Origin of the sequence: Mycobacterium sp. (genome assembly GCF_035697385.1) — a bacterium.
GTDB lineage: Bacteria > Actinomycetota > Actinomycetes > Mycobacteriales > Mycobacteriaceae > Mycobacterium.
Window position 1 is genome coordinate 29,292 of record NZ_DASSCY010000024.1, and the last position, 15,905, is coordinate 45,196.

Annotated in this window: 16 protein-coding genes and 2 pseudogenes; 10 read left to right on the top strand and 8 right to left on the bottom strand. The window is 65.2% G+C overall.

The features are described 5' to 3' along the window. Positions 1-6 precede the first annotated feature (6 nt). Together VFH65_RS02245 and VFH65_RS02250 are read right to left on the bottom strand one after the other, a co-directional pair. On the bottom strand, positions 7-1,797 hold the full coding sequence (locus VFH65_RS02245) for an N-acyl-D-amino-acid deacylase family protein (RefSeq protein ID WP_353319501.1): 1,791 nt from the start codon (positions 1,795-1,797) through the stop codon (positions 7-9). Positions 1,798-1,891: 94 nt separating this feature from the next. Next, a complete protein-coding gene (locus VFH65_RS02250; RefSeq protein WP_353319502.1) occupies positions 1,892-2,809 on the bottom strand; it encodes an SDR family oxidoreductase in 918 nt (305 codons plus the stop codon). Between the two features lie 68 nt (positions 2,810-2,877). Here VFH65_RS02250 and VFH65_RS02255 point away from each other — a divergent pair, with 68 nt between their 5' ends. Then, positions 2,878-3,789, top strand: coding sequence for a dienelactone hydrolase family protein (locus VFH65_RS02255; protein WP_353319503.1), 912 nt, complete (start codon positions 2,878-2,880; stop codon positions 3,787-3,789). Here VFH65_RS02255 and VFH65_RS02260 read toward each other — a convergent pair. Next, positions 3,770-4,489, bottom strand: coding sequence for a VOC family protein (locus VFH65_RS02260; protein ID WP_353319504.1), 720 nt, complete (start codon positions 4,487-4,489; stop codon positions 3,770-3,772). The two genes, VFH65_RS02255 and VFH65_RS02260, sit on opposite strands and share 20 nt — an antisense overlap. Positions 4,490-4,580: 91 nt before the next feature. Between VFH65_RS02260 and VFH65_RS02265 the strand changes: the two genes are divergently transcribed. From VFH65_RS02265 to VFH65_RS02280, 4 genes are all read left to right on the top strand, one after another. After that, the gene (locus VFH65_RS02265) at positions 4,581-5,687 is read left to right on the top strand and encodes a glycosyltransferase (RefSeq protein ID WP_353319505.1); all 1,107 of its coding nucleotides are present in this window, start codon (positions 4,581-4,583) and stop codon (positions 5,685-5,687) included. A gap of 24 nt (positions 5,688-5,711) precedes the next feature. Further along, positions 5,712-6,401, top strand: coding sequence for a YoaK family protein (locus VFH65_RS02270; protein ID WP_353319506.1), 690 nt, complete (start codon positions 5,712-5,714; stop codon positions 6,399-6,401). Between the two features lie 14 nt (positions 6,402-6,415). Continuing rightward, on the top strand, positions 6,416-6,811 hold the full coding sequence (locus VFH65_RS02275; RefSeq protein WP_353319507.1) for a hypothetical protein: 396 nt from the start codon (positions 6,416-6,418) through the stop codon (positions 6,809-6,811). Positions 6,812-6,954: 143 nt separating this feature from the next. Continuing rightward, the gene (locus tag VFH65_RS02280) at positions 6,955-7,377 is read left to right on the top strand and encodes a cupredoxin domain-containing protein (RefSeq protein WP_353319508.1); all 423 of its coding nucleotides are present in this window, start codon (positions 6,955-6,957) and stop codon (positions 7,375-7,377) included. Here the strand turns inward: VFH65_RS02280 and VFH65_RS02285 are convergent. After that, positions 7,370-7,726 (bottom strand): ClpX C4-type zinc finger protein, encoded by a 357-nt coding sequence (locus VFH65_RS02285; protein WP_353319509.1) that lies wholly within the window; start codon positions 7,724-7,726, stop codon positions 7,370-7,372. The genes VFH65_RS02280 and VFH65_RS02285 overlap by 8 nt on opposite strands. Positions 7,727-7,867: 141 nt before the next feature. On the opposite strand from VFH65_RS02285, the gene VFH65_RS02290 reads away from it, so the two are divergent. Both VFH65_RS02290 and VFH65_RS02295 read left to right on the top strand, forming a co-directional pair. Continuing rightward, positions 7,868-8,305 (top strand): hypothetical protein, encoded by a 438-nt coding sequence (locus tag VFH65_RS02290; RefSeq protein WP_353319510.1) that lies wholly within the window; start codon positions 7,868-7,870, stop codon positions 8,303-8,305. Next, a complete protein-coding gene (locus VFH65_RS02295; RefSeq protein WP_353319511.1) occupies positions 8,302-8,997 on the top strand; it encodes an HAD family hydrolase in 696 nt (231 codons plus the stop codon). Before VFH65_RS02290 ends, VFH65_RS02295 begins: the two co-directional genes overlap by 4 nt. Here VFH65_RS02295 and VFH65_RS02300 read toward each other — a convergent pair. Continuing rightward, positions 8,998-9,567: pseudogene (locus VFH65_RS02300) on the bottom strand (hypothetical protein); the annotation flags it as partial. It abuts the gene before it with no gap. A 49-nt stretch (positions 9,568-9,616) separates the two neighbouring features. Further along, complete coding sequence (locus VFH65_RS02305; protein ID WP_353319512.1) at positions 9,617-10,261, bottom strand: TetR/AcrR family transcriptional regulator; 645 nt, start codon at positions 10,259-10,261, stop codon at positions 9,617-9,619. A 57-nt stretch (positions 10,262-10,318) separates the two neighbouring features. Between VFH65_RS02305 and VFH65_RS02310 the strand changes: the two genes are divergently transcribed. Continuing rightward, a complete protein-coding gene (locus tag VFH65_RS02310; protein WP_353319513.1) occupies positions 10,319-11,638 on the top strand; it encodes an FAD-dependent oxidoreductase in 1,320 nt (439 codons plus the stop codon). Here the strand turns inward: VFH65_RS02310 and VFH65_RS02315 are convergent. Beyond that, the gene (locus VFH65_RS02315) at positions 11,601-12,884 is read right to left on the bottom strand and encodes a cytochrome P450 (RefSeq protein ID WP_353319514.1); all 1,284 of its coding nucleotides are present in this window, start codon (positions 12,882-12,884) and stop codon (positions 11,601-11,603) included. The two genes, VFH65_RS02310 and VFH65_RS02315, sit on opposite strands and share 38 nt — an antisense overlap. Positions 12,885-13,018: 134 nt before the next feature. On the opposite strand from VFH65_RS02315, the gene VFH65_RS02320 reads away from it, so the two are divergent. Further along, positions 13,019-14,935, top strand: a complete 1,917-nt coding sequence (locus VFH65_RS02320; RefSeq protein ID WP_353319515.1) for a flavin-containing monooxygenase — start codon at positions 13,019-13,021, stop codon at positions 14,933-14,935. On the opposite strand, the gene VFH65_RS02325 is transcribed toward VFH65_RS02320, so the two are convergent. Continuing rightward, complete coding sequence (locus VFH65_RS02325; protein WP_353319516.1) at positions 14,932-15,435, bottom strand: nuclear transport factor 2 family protein; 504 nt, start codon at positions 15,433-15,435, stop codon at positions 14,932-14,934. The genes VFH65_RS02320 and VFH65_RS02325 overlap by 4 nt on opposite strands. A gap of 85 nt (positions 15,436-15,520) precedes the next feature. On the opposite strand from VFH65_RS02325, the pseudogene VFH65_RS02330 reads away from it, so the two are divergent. Continuing rightward, a pseudogene (locus tag VFH65_RS02330) lies at positions 15,521-15,905 on the top strand (alpha/beta hydrolase); the annotation flags it as partial.

Genomic DNA, 15,905 nt, shown 5'->3' on the forward strand with positions numbered 1-15,905 from the left:
GTTTCCTCAGCTGACACTTGCCAACTCGGCTTCAGGAGCGGAAAGAGCCGGGGCCTTGTGGGCGGCGCGCAGGAACCGTCCTGTGCGCTGTGTGCCGATGACGTCGGTCGCCTCACCGTCCAGGAATACCGCTCGGCCTCCGACGAACACCGCGGTCACGGTCTCGTCGTTGCGGTTGACCATGCGGGACAACCCGCCGTACTGGTCGACGGGATCCTCGGCGTAGGCGTCCAAGGAGGAGTCGAGCCGCGTGGGGTCGACGACGACGATGTCGGCGCGGTCGCCGATGCGCAAGTGCCCGGCGTCGATTCGGTACCAGTCGGCCAGTTCACCGGTGAGCCGGTGCACGGCGTGTTCGACGCTCATGAACGGCTTGCCCGCCTTCTCGGCGTCGTGGACGTGCCGCAGCAGGCGCAGCCCCATGTTGTAGAACGCCATGTTGCGAAGGTGCGCGCCCGCATCCGAGAAGCCCATCTGGACGCCGGGCTCGCGCGCCAGCTTCTTGAGCACTTCGGGACGGTGATTGGAAATGGTTGTGCGCCAGCGCAATGCCTTGCCGTGTTCGAGAACCAGATCCAGGAAGGCATCGACGGGATGTAAACCACCGCGGTCCCTGCCGACCTCACCGAATGACTTGCCGATCACCGACGCGTCGGGACAGTCGACGATGTCTGCGTCGAAGAAGTCGCGATGCCAGACCCGCACTCCGAACTTGCTCTCGTACTGCTTGCGGAACTGACGGCGGTACGCCTCGTCGCGCAGCATCTCGTCGCGTTCCATCTCGTCACGTAGATGTAGCGCAGCGGCGCCGGCGCCGAACTCCTCGAAGATGACCAGGTCGATGCCGTCGGCGTAGACCTCAAACGGAACCGGAAGGTGCTGCCACCGGAAGTTGCCACCAAGGCGGTTGATGAAGCGCGCAACCGGTCCCATCATCGTGATGGCGTATGGATTCGATTTGACGTCCGCGGCCGACAGCAGGCTGGTCTTCAGCGGATTGCGGAAGACCCCCAGCGATTGCACGACCTGGGAACCGAGGTTGAACGGGTTGCCGATATCGGGCCCGGACTGCAGGATCCTGCCCGCGCGTCGAAGCTTGGACTTCAGGCGCCGCAGTTCGCGGGGCTTCGCATAGGTGGACGGCAGGGTTCGCGATCGGCAGACCTCACCGTCGAGCTTGTCGAAAAGCAATTGCTGCGAGGACATTCCGACGAAGCCCGCCTTCAGCGCCTCGTCAAGCCACTTCTCCATCTGGGCTTGCTCGGTTCTGGTCGGACGTTGGCGCTTCTGGGTTGCGCGGTCCAAGCCCATGGTTGCGGCGCGCATATCCGAATGGCCGATGAACGCCGCGACGTTGGGCCCGAGCGGACGGGCCTCGAGCGCCTGGATGTACTCCTCGCAGTTGGTCCACGTCTTGTGCTCGTCGACGGCGCCGATGACATGCTCGCGCGGGATGGCCTCGACGCGGCCGAAGATGTCGCCTGCATCCACGCCGCCGATGTGGATGGTCGACAGCGAGCAGGATCCGAGCATGACGGTGGTGACGCCGTGGCGCAGCGATTCCGACAGCGACGGCCCGCCCAGCACCTCGACGTCGTAGTGCGTGTGGATGTCGATCATGCCCGGTAACACCCACTTGCCCGTCGCGTCGACCACCTGTGGGCAGTCGGTGTCGTCGAGGTCGTGCGGCGTGATCGCGACGACGTGGCCGTCGCGGATGCCGAGGTTGCGTACTGCCGACGGGGCGCCGGTGCCGTCGAACCAGCGGCCGTTGCGGATGATCGTGTCGTAGCTCACCAAGTCATAGAACAGTCCGCTGTCGCGGGTGTCAACGAAATCGGTGAACAGATTTGAAAAAATGTCTACTCACAAGTCTGACCTGGGGCTAGGTTCACACCCAGCCGTCGGGTTGGCGGCCGTCGAGGTCGGTGAAGCCGTATTCGCGCGCCAGTTCCGCGGAGGTCACCGAACGCTGATTCCACCGCGAACGGCTCGCGTCGGCGGCGATCGCGGCGACTCCGCGGCCGACGTATCGCGGCGTCTCGGAATCGGCGAACGCCGGCGGCGCGGTGGGACCGTCTGACCGGCCGGGGTCCATCGCGGTCTGCCAGTTGTCCTCCGTGACGCCCCAGTTGTCGAGCATCATCTCCGAGCGCAGCCACCCCGGTGTCACCGCGACGGCAGTGGCACCGAATGCCTCGAGCTCGTGCCCATGGCTGTAGGCGAGCCTGTTCACTGCGACCTTGGACAGGTCGTAGAACACCGAAATGCGGTACGTGGAGTCGTTGTATTCCTTTGTCCCGTCTGTCACTTCGACGAGAAGACCGCCGGGGCGCGTGACGAGCAGTGGCAGCAGACAGTGCGAAGTGATCAGATGGGTGTCGATCCCGAGTCGCAGAATTCGCAGGCCGTCCTCGAGGTTGTGCTCCCAGATCGGCCTGTTCCACGTCGGCGGGTGGCCCTTGAGGACCTCGGCTCCCCAAATGTCGTTGACGAGGATGTCGATGGCGCCGTGCTCTTTTCGGATGCGGTCGGCCAACTTCTGCACTTGCGAGATGTCGAGATGGTCCACCTGAATGGGGATGCCAGTCCCTCCGAGTTGGGTGACCAGTTCGGCTGTCTCCTCGATGGTCTCCGGACGGTCGTAGTCGGACTGCGCGTTACCCGAGACGCTGCTGCGGCCGGTACAGATCACCGTCGCACCAGCCTCGCCGAGGGCGGTTGCAATGCCCCGTCCGGCGCCACGGGTGGCACCAGCCACCACAGCGACGCGGCCGCGCAAGGTGTCTGGGTCCGGTGTCCATTCCATTGGGGGAGTATTGCGTGCCAGCGCGAATCCCAACGCCGAATCTTCCACGCGGGCGCATACTCGCGAGGGTGACACCGTTACAGCGCTACATCGCCGAAGAAATCGCAACCGATCACGTCGACGGCCTGCTGTCCAGACGCGAAGCCCTGCGCCGGCTGGCACTGCTCGGCATTGGCACGGCGGCGGCCACCGCTCTGATCGCCGCATGCGCCGACGACAAACCCACCGCAGAAGCACCCGTGACGTCCAGTGAGCCGGCCACCGTCAGTGCTCCGCCGCCAGGCTCGCAGAGCGCACTGCCCACGTCGCCGATCACTTGGGCCGGCCCGCGAGGAGAGCTGCAGGCGGCATGGGCCGAGGCGCCCGATGCGCGCGGCGGGGTGCTGGTCATCCACGAGAACAAGGGTCTCAACGACTGGACCCGGTCGGTGGCGGGCCGATTCGCAGGCATCGGATACTCGGCGCTGGCCATCGACCTGCTGTCGGGCCAGGGCGGGACGGCAAAGTTCGCCGACCCCGCCGAAGCCACCGCGGCGTTGGGCAAGATCCCGCCCGAGGAATCCGTGGCCAACCTCAAATCGGGCATCGCCGAGTTGCAGCGACGTGTGCCGGGGAAGAAGGTCGCGGCCGTCGGGTTCTGCATGGGCGGCGGCTTCGTCTGGCAACTGCTCGCGGCAGGCAGCCCTGAGCTGGCCGCCGCGGTGCCGTTCTACGGGCCAACGCCGGACAACCCTGACTTCGCCGGATCGAAAGATGTTGCGGTACTTGGCTTTTATGGGTCGCTCGACCAACGCGTCAACGCGACTGAGCCGGTGGCGCGGGCGGCGCTCGAAAAGGCAGGACTGGTCCACGAACTCGTCACCGAGCCCGACGCCAACCACGCGTTCTTCAACGACACCAACGCGGAGCGCTACAACGCCACAGCAGCGGACGACGCCTGGCGCCGTGTGCAGGACTGGTTCACCCGATACGTCGGCTAATCCCTCGCCAGGCTGTCACGCTGAACTCGTTCTTCTCCGGATCCGTCAGCACAGCCGATCCATCGTCACGCTGATTCACCGCGGCGCCGTACGTCTCGAGGCGGGCTAGTTCTGCTCCGACGTTGCCGTCGGCGACCGGCGAAAGATCAAGGCGCACCCGGTTCGGTAACGCCTTGGGTTCCGATACCCGGACGAACTCGAGCCAGAAGCCTGATTCCCGGCGGACGGTCGCGTACTCCGGATGCTCGCGGGTCATCGGCAGCCCGGTCGCGTGCGACCAGAACGCCGCGAGAGCCGGCGGGTCCAGAGCGTCAACCACCAACGCGGCAACCGAACCGCACGCCATGTACTCCTCACGGGGTTCGAGCACACAGAATTCGTTGCCCTCCGGATCGGCGAGCACCACCCACGGCACCGCACCCTGGCCGATGTCCACCGGCGCAGCACCAAGCGCCCTGGCACGATGAACCAGCTCGGCCTGGTGGTCCGGCGACGTCGACGACAGATCGAAGTGCAGGCGGTTCTTGCCGGGGTTGGGGTCGACAGCGTCAACGAGCACCAAGTCCACCTGCTCACCAAGGGATACCGCGACACCGCGGTTCTGCTCCGTGCTGGAGCGCCCAAGCAGCTCCGACCAGAACCGGCCCAGCGCGACAGGATCGGCTGAATCCATCACCACGCCGCGCAGCTCAAGTGCCATCGATCGACACTAGCGCCGTATTCACGGTCTGTTCAGACACCGGTTCACGGCGCGTTGTTGACCGCACACGCGTCCCGTCCACATTCAGCCCATGCGGGTTGTTCAAGTCGCTAACTTCTACGGCCCGCGTTCGGGGGGCCTGCGTACTGCGATAGATCGCCTTGGCGCGGAATACTGTGCCCGAGGACACGAAGTCTTCCTCGTCGTTCCTGGCCGGTTCTCCGAGTGGCACCAGCTACCGACGGGAGTTGTGCGTATCTCTTTGCCCGCCAGGCTGATTCCGTTCACCGGTGGTTATCGCGCGGTGTTGCCGGGACCGGTGACCTCGTTGCTCGAGCAACTCGCACCGGACGCGCTCGAGGTGTCGGACCGGTTGACGCTGCGCTCTCTTGGCGGCTGGGGCAGGCGGCACGGTGTTTCCACCGTGATGATCTCTCACGAACGACTCGATCGCCTTGTCGGCCAGGTACTTCCCGCTCGCGCGGCACGGTCCGTCGCCAACGTGGCCAACCGTCGGACAGCGGCCAGCTACGACGCCGTGGTCTGCACCACCGCGTTCGCTCGTGAGGAGTTCGACCGGATACACGCCCCCAACGTGGTCACGGTGCCGCTGGGGGTCGATTTGGACCAGTTCCATCCGCGCCGCCATTCGCCACTGGCGCGGCAGCAATGGGCACGGCCTGACCAGACCCTGCTGGTGCACTGCGGCCGACTGTCCGTGGAGAAGCACGCGCACCGCAGCATCGATACTGTTGCCGCGCTGCAGGATTCCGGAATCGATGCCCGGCTCGTCGTTGTCGGGGAGGGTCCACTGCGGGCCCGGCTGGAACGCCAGGCGGCCCGTCTGCCTGTCGACTTCACGGGCTACATCGGCTGCCGCGACACCGTAGCCACCATCCTGGCGACCGCCGATGTCGCCCTCGCGCCAGGTCCGCATGAAACATTCGGGCTGGCGGCACTCGAAGCATTGGCCTGCGGCACACCGGCAGTGGTGTCGCGCACGTCGGCGCTCGCCGAAATCCTCACCAATGACAGCGGAGCCGCGGCCGACAACGACGCCGACGCGATCGCCCGCGCCGTGACAGCCATCATCAGCAAGCCGGAAGTGCTGCGCCGCAATAGCGCGCGCCTACGCGCCGAACAATTCACCTGGCCGCGTGCGGCCACGGGCATGCTCGACGCGCTTGGCGCAAGCTAGACCGCGACGGGCTACGTTGTCCGGATGGGTGGCACCATGTCCGGCCCAGCCGACACCGAGCGCGCGAGAAGCCTGTGGTTCGCCATCCTTCTGACCCTCGCCAATGGATTCCTGGACGCCCACACCTATCTGACGCGCGGCGGTGTCTTCGCCAATGTCCAGACCGCCAACGTGATCTTCTTCGCCATCGACGGTTCGGAGGGCAAATGGGCGGCGGCGCTGGCTCACCTCTGGCCGTTGCTTGCCTTCATTGGCGGAGTTGCGCTGGCGTCACATATCAAGTCCGGCGGTATCGAACGCTTCGTGATGCATCCGTTGCGCTGGACGATGGCCATCCAGGCCATTGCGCTCGGAATCATCGGATTCGTGCCCGCATCGGTACCTCATAGCTACGTCACGGTGCCGATCAGTTTTCTGGCGGCCATGCAGATCGGCCTGTTTCGCAATATCGGCGAACTCGTCTATCTGCCAGTCGCCACCACCGGCAACCTCATGCGATTCGTCGAAGCGGGTTATGACGGCTTCTTCGCGAGAAAGGCCGATGCCCGAGGGGCGTTCGCGGTGTACGGCTCGTTGACTCTCGCATTCGCGTCCGGCGCCTTCATCGGCGCAGTGGCCAGTCTGGCCTGGGGAGTGCACGCGATCTGGCTGCCCGCTGGATTTCTCGCTGTCACGCTGGTTCTGTTCATCATCGATGAGCGCCACCTGCGGTGATCTACTATCCAGGAATGGCCCGGTCGCTGGCGGTTCTCGCCGTAGCGTTGACGTTCGCCGCAACCACTGGTGTGGCCCAGGCCGAGCCCAGCCCGCCGAAGACGTGCTCCTACACGCTGTCACCGCCACACATTGTGCAAATCTCGGGGACCGACGTGGTCACGGCGACGTTGTCTCCGGCCAGTTGTGATGAGTCCACCGTCTACCTCTCGGCGGTATGCGTGCAGTTGCAGGGCAGCGATGGTGCCGAGCAATGCGACCAAGGGCAAGGGATCATCCCCGCTCAGGTCTACTACCAGCCGTACCGGCCTGGTGCGACCTACGTGGCGACCGGCAGAGGGTGCGCCGTGAAAGGCAATCCGCCGCAGCCGAGTTGTGACACGACCGGACCCGTCACCGCGACGCTGTAGTACTCAGGCCGGCGTGTGGCCGCCCGCCTACGGCTCCTTCTGAGTCCCGCAGATTGCGCGCATACTGCGAAACAGCAGATGCTTGAACCGATGCAGATCGATAATCGTGTTCCTCGGGGCGGCGTATTTGTGAGGGGAACAAGATGAAGAGAATCCATGTGCTCTTGGCGACGTTGTGCCTTGTCATGGCGGTCGCCGCGTGTGGCAGCGATACTCCAGAGGAACGTGGTACCGCGACGGCCACGTTGACCGGTAGCCCGACCACGACGGCGGCGGCGACCGGCACCACAGAAGCCACCAGCGCACCCGCGGAGGCCGGCGCCGCGACGATCACCATGGCGAATATGAGCTTCGGCGAACCCGTCACGGTGGCGCCCGGCGCGCAGATCACCATCAAGAACGACGATTCCGCCGAGCACTCGGTGACGTCGGAGACCGCCGGCCAGTTCGACGTTCACGTCGACGGCAATCAGCAGGGCACCTTGACCGCGCCGACCGAACCGGGCGAGTACGCCTTTTACTGCATCTATCACCCGTCGATGAAGGGCACGCTGATCGTCAAGTAACGGAGAACCGTTCCCACGCCGATTGGCGCGTCATGCCCAGTGCCGCGCCAATGCGCGCCCACGAGATGCCGCGGTCCCGCAGTTCGTGGACGCGATCGCGGAGTCCCGCCTCGATGTTGGCCGCCGACGCGGCTATGAACGGGATGCGTTGCAGCAGTTCGTCATCCGTTAGCGATGCCCATTCAGGAAGCGAGGGCGGCTTGGCTTCGGTCTCGCGGTCGAGGATCTCCTGGCACAGGCCGACACATCCGTTGCAGATGTAAATGCCTGGCCCCGCGATCAGCTTGGCGACCTCGGTGTGCCGTCGGCCGCAGAACGTGCATCGCAATTCCGCGATTGTGGTTGCCATCCGGCCCTCCTGAGTTGTCAGGATACGCCTGACACGCCCGCCAAACGAGCGGGTTCCGGTTTAGACATCAGGCGCCAGGGGCATCCCGCCTAATTAGCGGATTCGTCAACCGCCGTTGACCGAACGCCCGAAGGAGCCGACATGGACAACACCATGACCTGGATCATCGTCGCCGTTGTGGCGATTGTCGTCATCGCCGTTGTGGCACTAGTCGCGCGGAACGCCCGCAACCGGCGCCGCCACGTGCAGGCTGAGCGCATTCGCGAAGAGGTCGGTCAGGAGACTCCGCGGGTCGAGAGGCGAGAGGCGTTCGTCGAGGAGACCCAGGCCAAGGCGCGCGCCGCCAAGGCCGAGGCCGAGGCGAAGGCCGCCGAGGCGGCCCGGCTGGAGCAGACCGCCGCCACCCATCGCGACGCGGCGACCACCTCACGCGAAGAACTCGACGCCCGGCGCGAGCACGCCGACACTTTGGACCCAAAGCGCAGCGACGTCCAGGGCCCAAAGGATGCCGAGACCCCGCAGATGCAGCCCGGCACAACCGCACAGGAACGCGCGCGGCACGAGCAACGCCGTTCGTGACCTATGACGGCAACGCGCCGGTGGTGCTGTTCGACGTCGACGGCACTCTCGTCGATTCGAACTATCTGCACGTCCACGCCTGGTACCGCGCATTCACCGACGTCGGGCTGAGCATCGAGGCGTGGCGTATTCACCGGTCGATCGGGATGGACGGTTCCACGCTCGTCGCGTCGCTGGCTGAAAGCGCCGATGACGACACCCGAACGCGCGCCAAGGATCTACATTCGCGCTACTACAAAGAGACGGCGTCCCTGCTGCGCCCATTGCCCGGTGCCCGGGAGCTGTTGGAGCGGGTGGAAGGTCTTGGCTTGCAAGTCGTTCTGGCGACATCGGCACCGGAGGACGAGCTGTCGATCCTGCGCGACGTGCTCGCGAGCGATGACCTGGTGTCGGCCGCGACCTCGTCAAAGGATGTGGACACCGCCAAACCGCAGCCGGACATCATCCAGGTCGCACTGGATCGTGCGGGCGTGGACGCCGCCCATGCCGTGTTCGTCGGTGACGCGGTGTGGGACGTCGAGGCGTGCGAGCGGGCCGGCGTCCCCACAATCGGCGTCCTCAGTGGTGGCGTCTCGCGCGATGAACTCGAAAAGGCGGGCGCGAAAGCGGTTTTCGCGAACGCGCAAGACCTGTACGAGCACATCGATGAAAGCCCCATCGCGGCTCTGGCCAACGCCATGCAGTCTCGGTAGTCAGCGCAACGGATACCGCAGTATCGCTCCGACACCGTCGGCCGGCGCGATGCGTTCGTCGGTGCGGACCAAGGTTGCTCCGGTCGATATCGCCACCATCGGCAGCGCCTCGTCGGCGCGCAGCGTCTGCGTCGCCGCAGTTCCCAACTCGGACAGCACGTTTGGATTTGGAGCGACGGTGGCGAGGTCATCACCGGCGACCACGGTGGCATCGCCGATCTCGCCGATGATCAACGTTTCGACCGCGCCGGCGCGCAACGCGGCGGTCACGCCCGCGAGACCTTCGGTCGGTCACCGCTCGATGTTCTTCTGCCGGGCTCCTTCGGCGGACCGCTGCGGGTCGCCATAGCCGGGCGTCTCCGCACCGGATGCCTTGTGCACCGGATATCCCTCGCCTTCGACGGTATCGGCGACCAGTGTGCCGTCGCGGTGAAGCGTGATGTCGCCGCCGGCGTGATCGACGACCACGACAACATAGGCAGGGTGGTCGACGCCGTGCTCGACGAGCGGGACGATGTAGGGCAACGGCGATACCCGCACGACAGGACTGGTTGGCCGGATCAGGTGCTCGATTTGCGGCTCCCAATGGGGTGCCCGCCCGCGGCAACGACAAACCGCCCTATGCGCCGATCAATTGCACGAGCAAGTGGCGCGCCAGCCAGTCCTCGAATCGGCGGGTGGACCAGCCCCGCACGCTCACGAGCCGGTGAAACAGGCAGGGGTCGATGGCCAGCCACACCACATCGACCGCCTCGTCAAGAGCGAGGTCGCCCCTCAAGGCATTGAGATCACGCAGGCGGTCGACGATCGTGCGGGCATCGTCGAGGCGGTGGCGCTGGCCCTGCTCCGCGAGGTCACGGGCTGCGGGGTCCATGCCGGCGGCGACCTCGAGCGTTTGGGCCAGACCGGCGGACCGCTCGGTGATGGCGACCATTTCGTGTGCACATCCCCGCAGCAGCGCGACGGGGTCGTCCTGTGCCAAGGCATCTCGCATTCCGTGACGATCCGCGACCGGCACCGGCCGATCGTCGCCGGCGACCGCCCAATCCAGCGCCAGCTTGAGCAGGTCGACTTTGCCGCCGACCGCCGTGAACACCGTCTTGCGGCTGACGCCCGCGGCTTCGGCGACCGCATCGATCGTGGTGGCCCCGTAGCCGTCCGCGACGAAAAGCCGAGATGCGGCGGCCACGATGGAGCGCCGGGTCGCCTGAGCCTGTGCGGTTCGTAGCTCCGAGCGGTAGTCGCGCTTGACAGAGGCCGGCATTCTAGGTAACTCTGAGTGTATTCATTACACTTAATACTACCTTAATTTGGAGCAATCGTGCGAACCGTCATCGTCGGAGCCGGCCCGACCGGTCTGTTCACCGCGGTTGCATTGGCGCGGCGCGGCCACCACGTATTCGTGGTCGACCGGGATGCGGGACCGCCTTCAGCGAGCGCCGGCGCGGCGTGGCAGCGAAGGGGCGTCATGCAGTTTCACCATGCCCACACATTCCGCAGGCAGGTCGTCGATGCGCTGAGAGCCGAAATGCCCGATGTGCTGGACGATCTGACCACCGGGGGAGCGGTCGTCGCATCGACGCCCGAGAATGGGCCCGTCGCGTTGTTGTGCCGACGGGAGGTCGTCGAGCGCGCGCTTCGCGATACGGCGAAGGCGCAGCACGGTGTCACGCTCGTCACCGGTCACGTCGACGGGTTCGTGCAGGACCGGGGCCGGACGGCCGGCGTCACGGTCGGTGGCCACACGGTCGTTGGCGACGTCGTCATCGACGCATCAGGCCGGGCCAGCAGATTCACTGGTGACGATCGCCCGCCGGCGGAAGGCGGTGACTGTGGCGCCGTCTATGTCACGCGGCAATACCGGCTGCACGACGGCGCGACAGTGGGGCCGGTCAATTCGCCGATCGGGCTGTCTTTAGGATTCGCCGGCTACTTCGCCATTGCGTTCATCCATGACGGCGGCGCCTTCTCGATCACATTCACGCACGACGGCAGCGACAAGCGGCTTCGCCTGCTCCGGCATCACGATGTGTTCGACGATGCTGTTCGCGCAATTCCGCGGCTGGTCGAATGGATCGAACCGTCACGGTCGCAACCGATTTCGGCGGCGCTGCCGGGCGGCAGGCTGTACAACTCCTACCGAAGTCCGGACGGCGGGCCTGCGATGCCCGGTTTGGTCGCGGTTGGTGACGCGGTGTGCACCACCACGCCGCTGGCCGGGCGCGGTGTGGCGCTGGGGTTGATGCAGGCCCGCGAGCTCGTCCGCCTGCTCGATCAGAATTCGAGCGATATCGATTCAGCGACAACGCAATTCGACGCGTGGTGCGAAGCCAACATTCGGCCGTGGTTCGAAGACCACCGCTACACCGACGCCGATCGGATGCGCCGGTGGTCCGGTGGGGACGTCGACCTGAGCCGCCGGCTGCCCTCTGACCTCATCGTCGCCGCGGCCGAGGCCGACCCGGCGCTGAAGAATATTGTCGGTCCGTACGCGACGATGGACGCACTGCCCGCCACCCTGGCTCCAGCCGAAACCCGTGCTCGCGCATTGTTCGCCGAGGGCTGGCGGCCTCCGGTTCCGGACGGGCCAACGCGCGACGAACTCAGCGCGGTGGTGTCCAGGACACGGGCAGCCGCTTGATGCCGTGGATGAAAGCCGAAAGCAGTCGCGACGGCTCTTCGGTGGCCTCGATGTCAGGTATCTGTCGGTGCAGTTCCTCGAAGGCGACGCTGATCTCGCGGCGGGCCAGGTTGGCGCCGAGGCAGAAATGCGCGCCGCCGCCCCCGAAACCCACATGCGGGTTAGGTGCGCGGCCGACGTCGAACATCCACGGGTTGGGAAATTTGTCCTCGTCGCGGTTGGCCGAGACGTACCACAGCGTCGCCTTGTCGCCGGCGGCCATCTTCGTTCCGCTCAGCTCGAGGTCCTCGGTGACCCGGCGCCGCATGTAGATCACGGGTGACGCCCACCGCACGATCTCTTCCACCGCGGTAGGCGCCAACTCGTCGTAGTTGGCCCACCACTTTGCGCGTTCGTCGGGATACCGCGTGAGTGCCAGCAGCCCGTGGCTGATCGCGTTGCGGGTGGTCTCGTTGCCTGCGACCACCAACAGGATGAAGAACGACGCGATTTCGGCCGATGTGAGCCGTTCACCGTCGACCTCGGCCTGGACCAGCGCGGTGGTCAGGTCGTCGCTCGGGTTGATCCGACGGTCCTCGGCCAGCGCCGTCGCGTACGCACCGATGTCCATCGCTATCTTCACGAATTCTTCGTAGTCGGTGGCGATGTCCTGGTCGCCGAAGCCGAGGATCACGTTGGTCCAGTGAAAAATGCGCTGATGGTCGTCCTCCGGGATGCCCATCATGTCGCAGATCACCTGTAGCGGTAGCAGGCCTGCCAGCTCGGTGACCGCCTCGCCCTTGCCGTCCGGATGCTTGGCGATCATCTCTTCGACGTTGCGGCGGGCGCGCTCTCGCACGGATGCCTCCGCGCGCGCCACCACCTTGGGCGTGAACGCCCTGCTGACGATGTTGCGCAACCGCAGGTGTCGCGGATCATCCATCACGATCATCGACCCGAAGTACTCCGACAGCTCCGGGTTGGAGTCGTTGATGACAATGCTGGGACTCGAACTGAACAGGTGTGGATGGCGGCTGGCATAGAAGACGTCATCATGGCGGGTCAGCGCCCAATGGCCGACGTGGTCGTCGGTGGCTGGCGATTCCAGCGCAGGGTGAAACGAGATCGGTGCCTCGCGGCGCAGCGCGGCGAAGGCCCCGTCGCGCAGGTCGTCGTCGAGGTTCCAGAATTTCCAAGAACCCAGGTCGACGTCGGACAGCGGCACGTCCGGGGGAGTAGCTCCATTGACTCGCGTCGCGATACCCACGCTGCCGAGGGTAGGCCGCCAGCGTGCCGAGCAGACGCAAAAGTCCCCAAAAGCCCGGCATTTCAGGTGCTTTTGCGTTCCCCAATCTGGCGATGTGGGCCCAGCTGGCCGGGCAAGCGTGGTAGCACCTTAAGGTGCGTAACCCACATGCCGGACAACCGTTTACAACGTCGGACGACGAGATCGCGCAGGCATTGCTCGACGTCAGCATCCCGACGTTGATGTTGTCGCTGGTCCACATGTCGGGGGATCCAAGCCTCATCCGCGGTGACCTCAAGCCCGCCGGCCTGTTCCTCAACGAGGTGCAGGGCTACATGTCCGAAGAGGACAAGGCGGCGGTCCGCAAGATCGCCCTCGAGGTGATCGCGGACTACCGCGACCGTGGCTGTCCTGAGCCGGAGCCGATCGGGGCGGAGCTGTTGCAGGAGATGATGCAGTGGCTGGTCTGCGAGCCGGTCCCGCCCGAATACGTGCCGATGCTTCTCGAGGAGATGGAACTCGACGGCCGAGATGCCAGGGCAGTGCGCGGCACCCCGGCCGACGAACTCCCGGTGGTGGTCATCGGCTGCGGGGAGTCGGGACTACTGGCCGGCATCCGACTGAAGGAAGCAGGCATACCGTTCACGATCGTCGAGAAGAACGCCGGCGTGGGCGGGACGTGGTGGCAGAACACCTATCCCGGGGCGCGGGTCGACGTGGGCAATCACTTCTACTGCTACAGCTTTGAGCCGACCGATCAGTGGACGCACTATTTCGCCGAGCAACCCGAGCTGCAGTCCTACTTCCAAGGTGTGCTGGACCGCCACGACATCGGCAGGCATGTGCTGTGGGAAACCGAAGTCACCGAGGCCGTCTGGGATGACGCCAGTGCCACCTGGACCATTCGGGCTCGTGACCGCGACGGCGAGCTGACGAATCTGACCGCGCGGGCGGTGATCAGCGCCGTCGGACAACTCAACCGGCCCAATCTGCCGACGATCGAGGGACGGGAAACCTTCACTGGACCGGCATTTCACTCCGCCGAGTGGGACCACTCGGTTGACCTGCGCGGTAAGCGGGTTGCGATGATCGGCGCGGGTGCCAGCGGCTTTCAGATCGCGCCGACAATCGCACCGGACGTCGAGCGCCTCACCGTCTTTCAGCGGACCGCCCAGTGGATGTTCCCGAACCCCAACTATCACGAAAAGGTCGGGCCCGGTGTGCAATGGGCGCTGCGGCATCTGCCGTTCTACGGCCGGTGGTACCGCTTCCTGCTGTTTTGGCCCGGCTGCGACAAGGGCCTTGCCGCCGCTTACGTCGACCCGGACTATCCGGACCAGCAGAAGGCCGTAAGCGAGATCAACGAGATCACGCGGATCATGTTCACCGAGTGGATCAGCAGCCACGTCGGCGACGACGCCGAGCTGCTGGCCAAGGTGGTGCCTGACTATCCCGCGACGGGCAAGCGCACCCTGCAAGACAACGGCAGCTGGCTGCGGACGCTGACCCGCGACAACGTCGAGTTGGTGCGCACCGGTATCGACCACATCGAATCCGATGCGGTGGTCACCGAGGACGGTGAACGCTACCCTGCCGACATCATCGTGTACGCCACCGGCTTTCAGGCCACCAAGATGCTGTGGCCGATGACGATTCGCGGCCGTGACAACGAAATACTGTCCGAGCGTTGGGGAGAGCGGCCGTCGGCGTACCTGGGCATCACCGTGCCTGGCTACCCGAACTTCTTCTGCATGTACGGCCCTGGCACGAACTTGGCAAGCGGGGGTAGTTTAATCTTCCATTCGGAGTGCCAAATGCGTTACATCACACAGTGTTTGGAGCTCCTCATCGCAGGCGAGCACAAGTCGATGGAGCCGACGGAGGAGACAACCGCGGACTGGCTCGACCGCACCCAGGCCGAGATGCGCAAGATGGTGTGGTCACAACCTTCGATCAAGCACTCGTTCTACAAGAACAAGTTCGGTGAGGTATACGGCCTGTCCCCGTGGCGGCTTGTCGACTACTGGACGTGGACGCGCGAGCCGAATCCGGATGACTTCGTATTCCGTTAGGCCAGTTGCCAATTCATGTTCTTGGCGAACGTGCGGCCGTCGTCGGAAAGCGTGCCCAACTCGTGGCAGCGCTGCACGTAACCCTGCACCATCACCAGGAAGTTCATCGGGTTGTAGGCATCCTCTTCGTAGCTCCACTTGCCATCGCCCGCGTACTCGAGCACGGTGATCACCGCTGCCCCGTGCACACTTCCGTCGCCCGGATTCTTCATCGTGTTGATGTTCTTGAAGATGACCCAGCCCTTGTCGACGTCGATCGAGTACCACTCCACGGGGTACACGGGCATCTCACTGCCGGGGAACATGTTCATCGTCGAGACGATCCACTCGCGGATGTTTTCCCGGCCTTCCATGTTCCCCAAGGCGTGCTCGACATACTTCGCATCCTCGGTGAAATGATCGGCGTAGCTCGACCAGTCCCACGTCTTCCCGACGTCGATCACGTCCTGCTGGTAAGCCCGGAACGCATCCTCGAGTTCTTCGCGTGACCACTTACCCATCGGAAGTACTCCTTCGGCTCGCCCGGCAGAACTAGAACTTGTTCTACCAGGCAACGCGGCACAGTGAAGGCATTACTGTCGGCTCATGGCGCTCGTCCCTGACCCTGAAGTGATGGCGGAGCTGGCCCCACTGTTTGCGGCCGTCGGCGAAGTCGAGGCACCACCGATCGGCGACGTCGAGACCCGCCGCCTCAACGGCCACCGCCTGTTCGACCATGTGGCAGCCCAGCGGACGCCGGCGCCGGGTGTCGAGGTGGAGCGATATCGGGTGCCGGCCGGCGACGGCACAATGCTCAACGCCGGTTGGTATTACCGGCAGGAGACTAATCAGCCGGGCAGCGCGGTGCTGTATTTGCACGGCGGCGGCATGATCTTCGCGCTCGAGCACATCGGTGAGATGTACGACGTGGCCGTGCGCGAGTACGTCGCCGCCACTGGCGTGCCGATGCTGGTCGTCGACTACCGGGTGG

What these genes read in the sequence shown, in the direction of transcription:
- VFH65_RS02250 (WP_353319502.1), bottom strand. Translation starts at nt 2,809, where the DNA reads ATGGAATGGACACCGGACCCAGACACCTTGCGCGGCCGCGTCGCTGTG.
- VFH65_RS02260 (WP_353319504.1), bottom strand. Translation starts at nt 4,489, where the DNA reads ATGGCACTTGAGCTGCGCGGCGTGGTGATGGATTCAGCCGATCCTGTC.
- VFH65_RS02265 (WP_353319505.1), top strand. Translation starts at nt 4,581, where the DNA reads ATGCGGGTTGTTCAAGTCGCTAACTTCTACGGCCCGCGTTCGGGGGGC.
- VFH65_RS02270 (WP_353319506.1), top strand. Translation starts at nt 5,712, where the DNA reads ATGGGTGGCACCATGTCCGGCCCAGCCGACACCGAGCGCGCGAGAAGC.
- VFH65_RS02275 (WP_353319507.1), top strand. Translation starts at nt 6,416, where the DNA reads ATGGCCCGGTCGCTGGCGGTTCTCGCCGTAGCGTTGACGTTCGCCGCA.
- VFH65_RS02280 (WP_353319508.1), top strand. Translation starts at nt 6,955, where the DNA reads ATGAAGAGAATCCATGTGCTCTTGGCGACGTTGTGCCTTGTCATGGCG.
- VFH65_RS02285 (WP_353319509.1), bottom strand. Translation starts at nt 7,726, where the DNA reads ATGGCAACCACAATCGCGGAATTGCGATGCACGTTCTGCGGCCGACGG.
- VFH65_RS02290 (WP_353319510.1), top strand. Translation starts at nt 7,868, where the DNA reads ATGGACAACACCATGACCTGGATCATCGTCGCCGTTGTGGCGATTGTC.
- VFH65_RS02305 (WP_353319512.1), bottom strand. Translation starts at nt 10,261, where the DNA reads ATGCCGGCCTCTGTCAAGCGCGACTACCGCTCGGAGCTACGAACCGCA.
- VFH65_RS02325 (WP_353319516.1), bottom strand. Translation starts at nt 15,435, where the DNA reads ATGGGTAAGTGGTCACGCGAAGAACTCGAGGATGCGTTCCGGGCTTAC.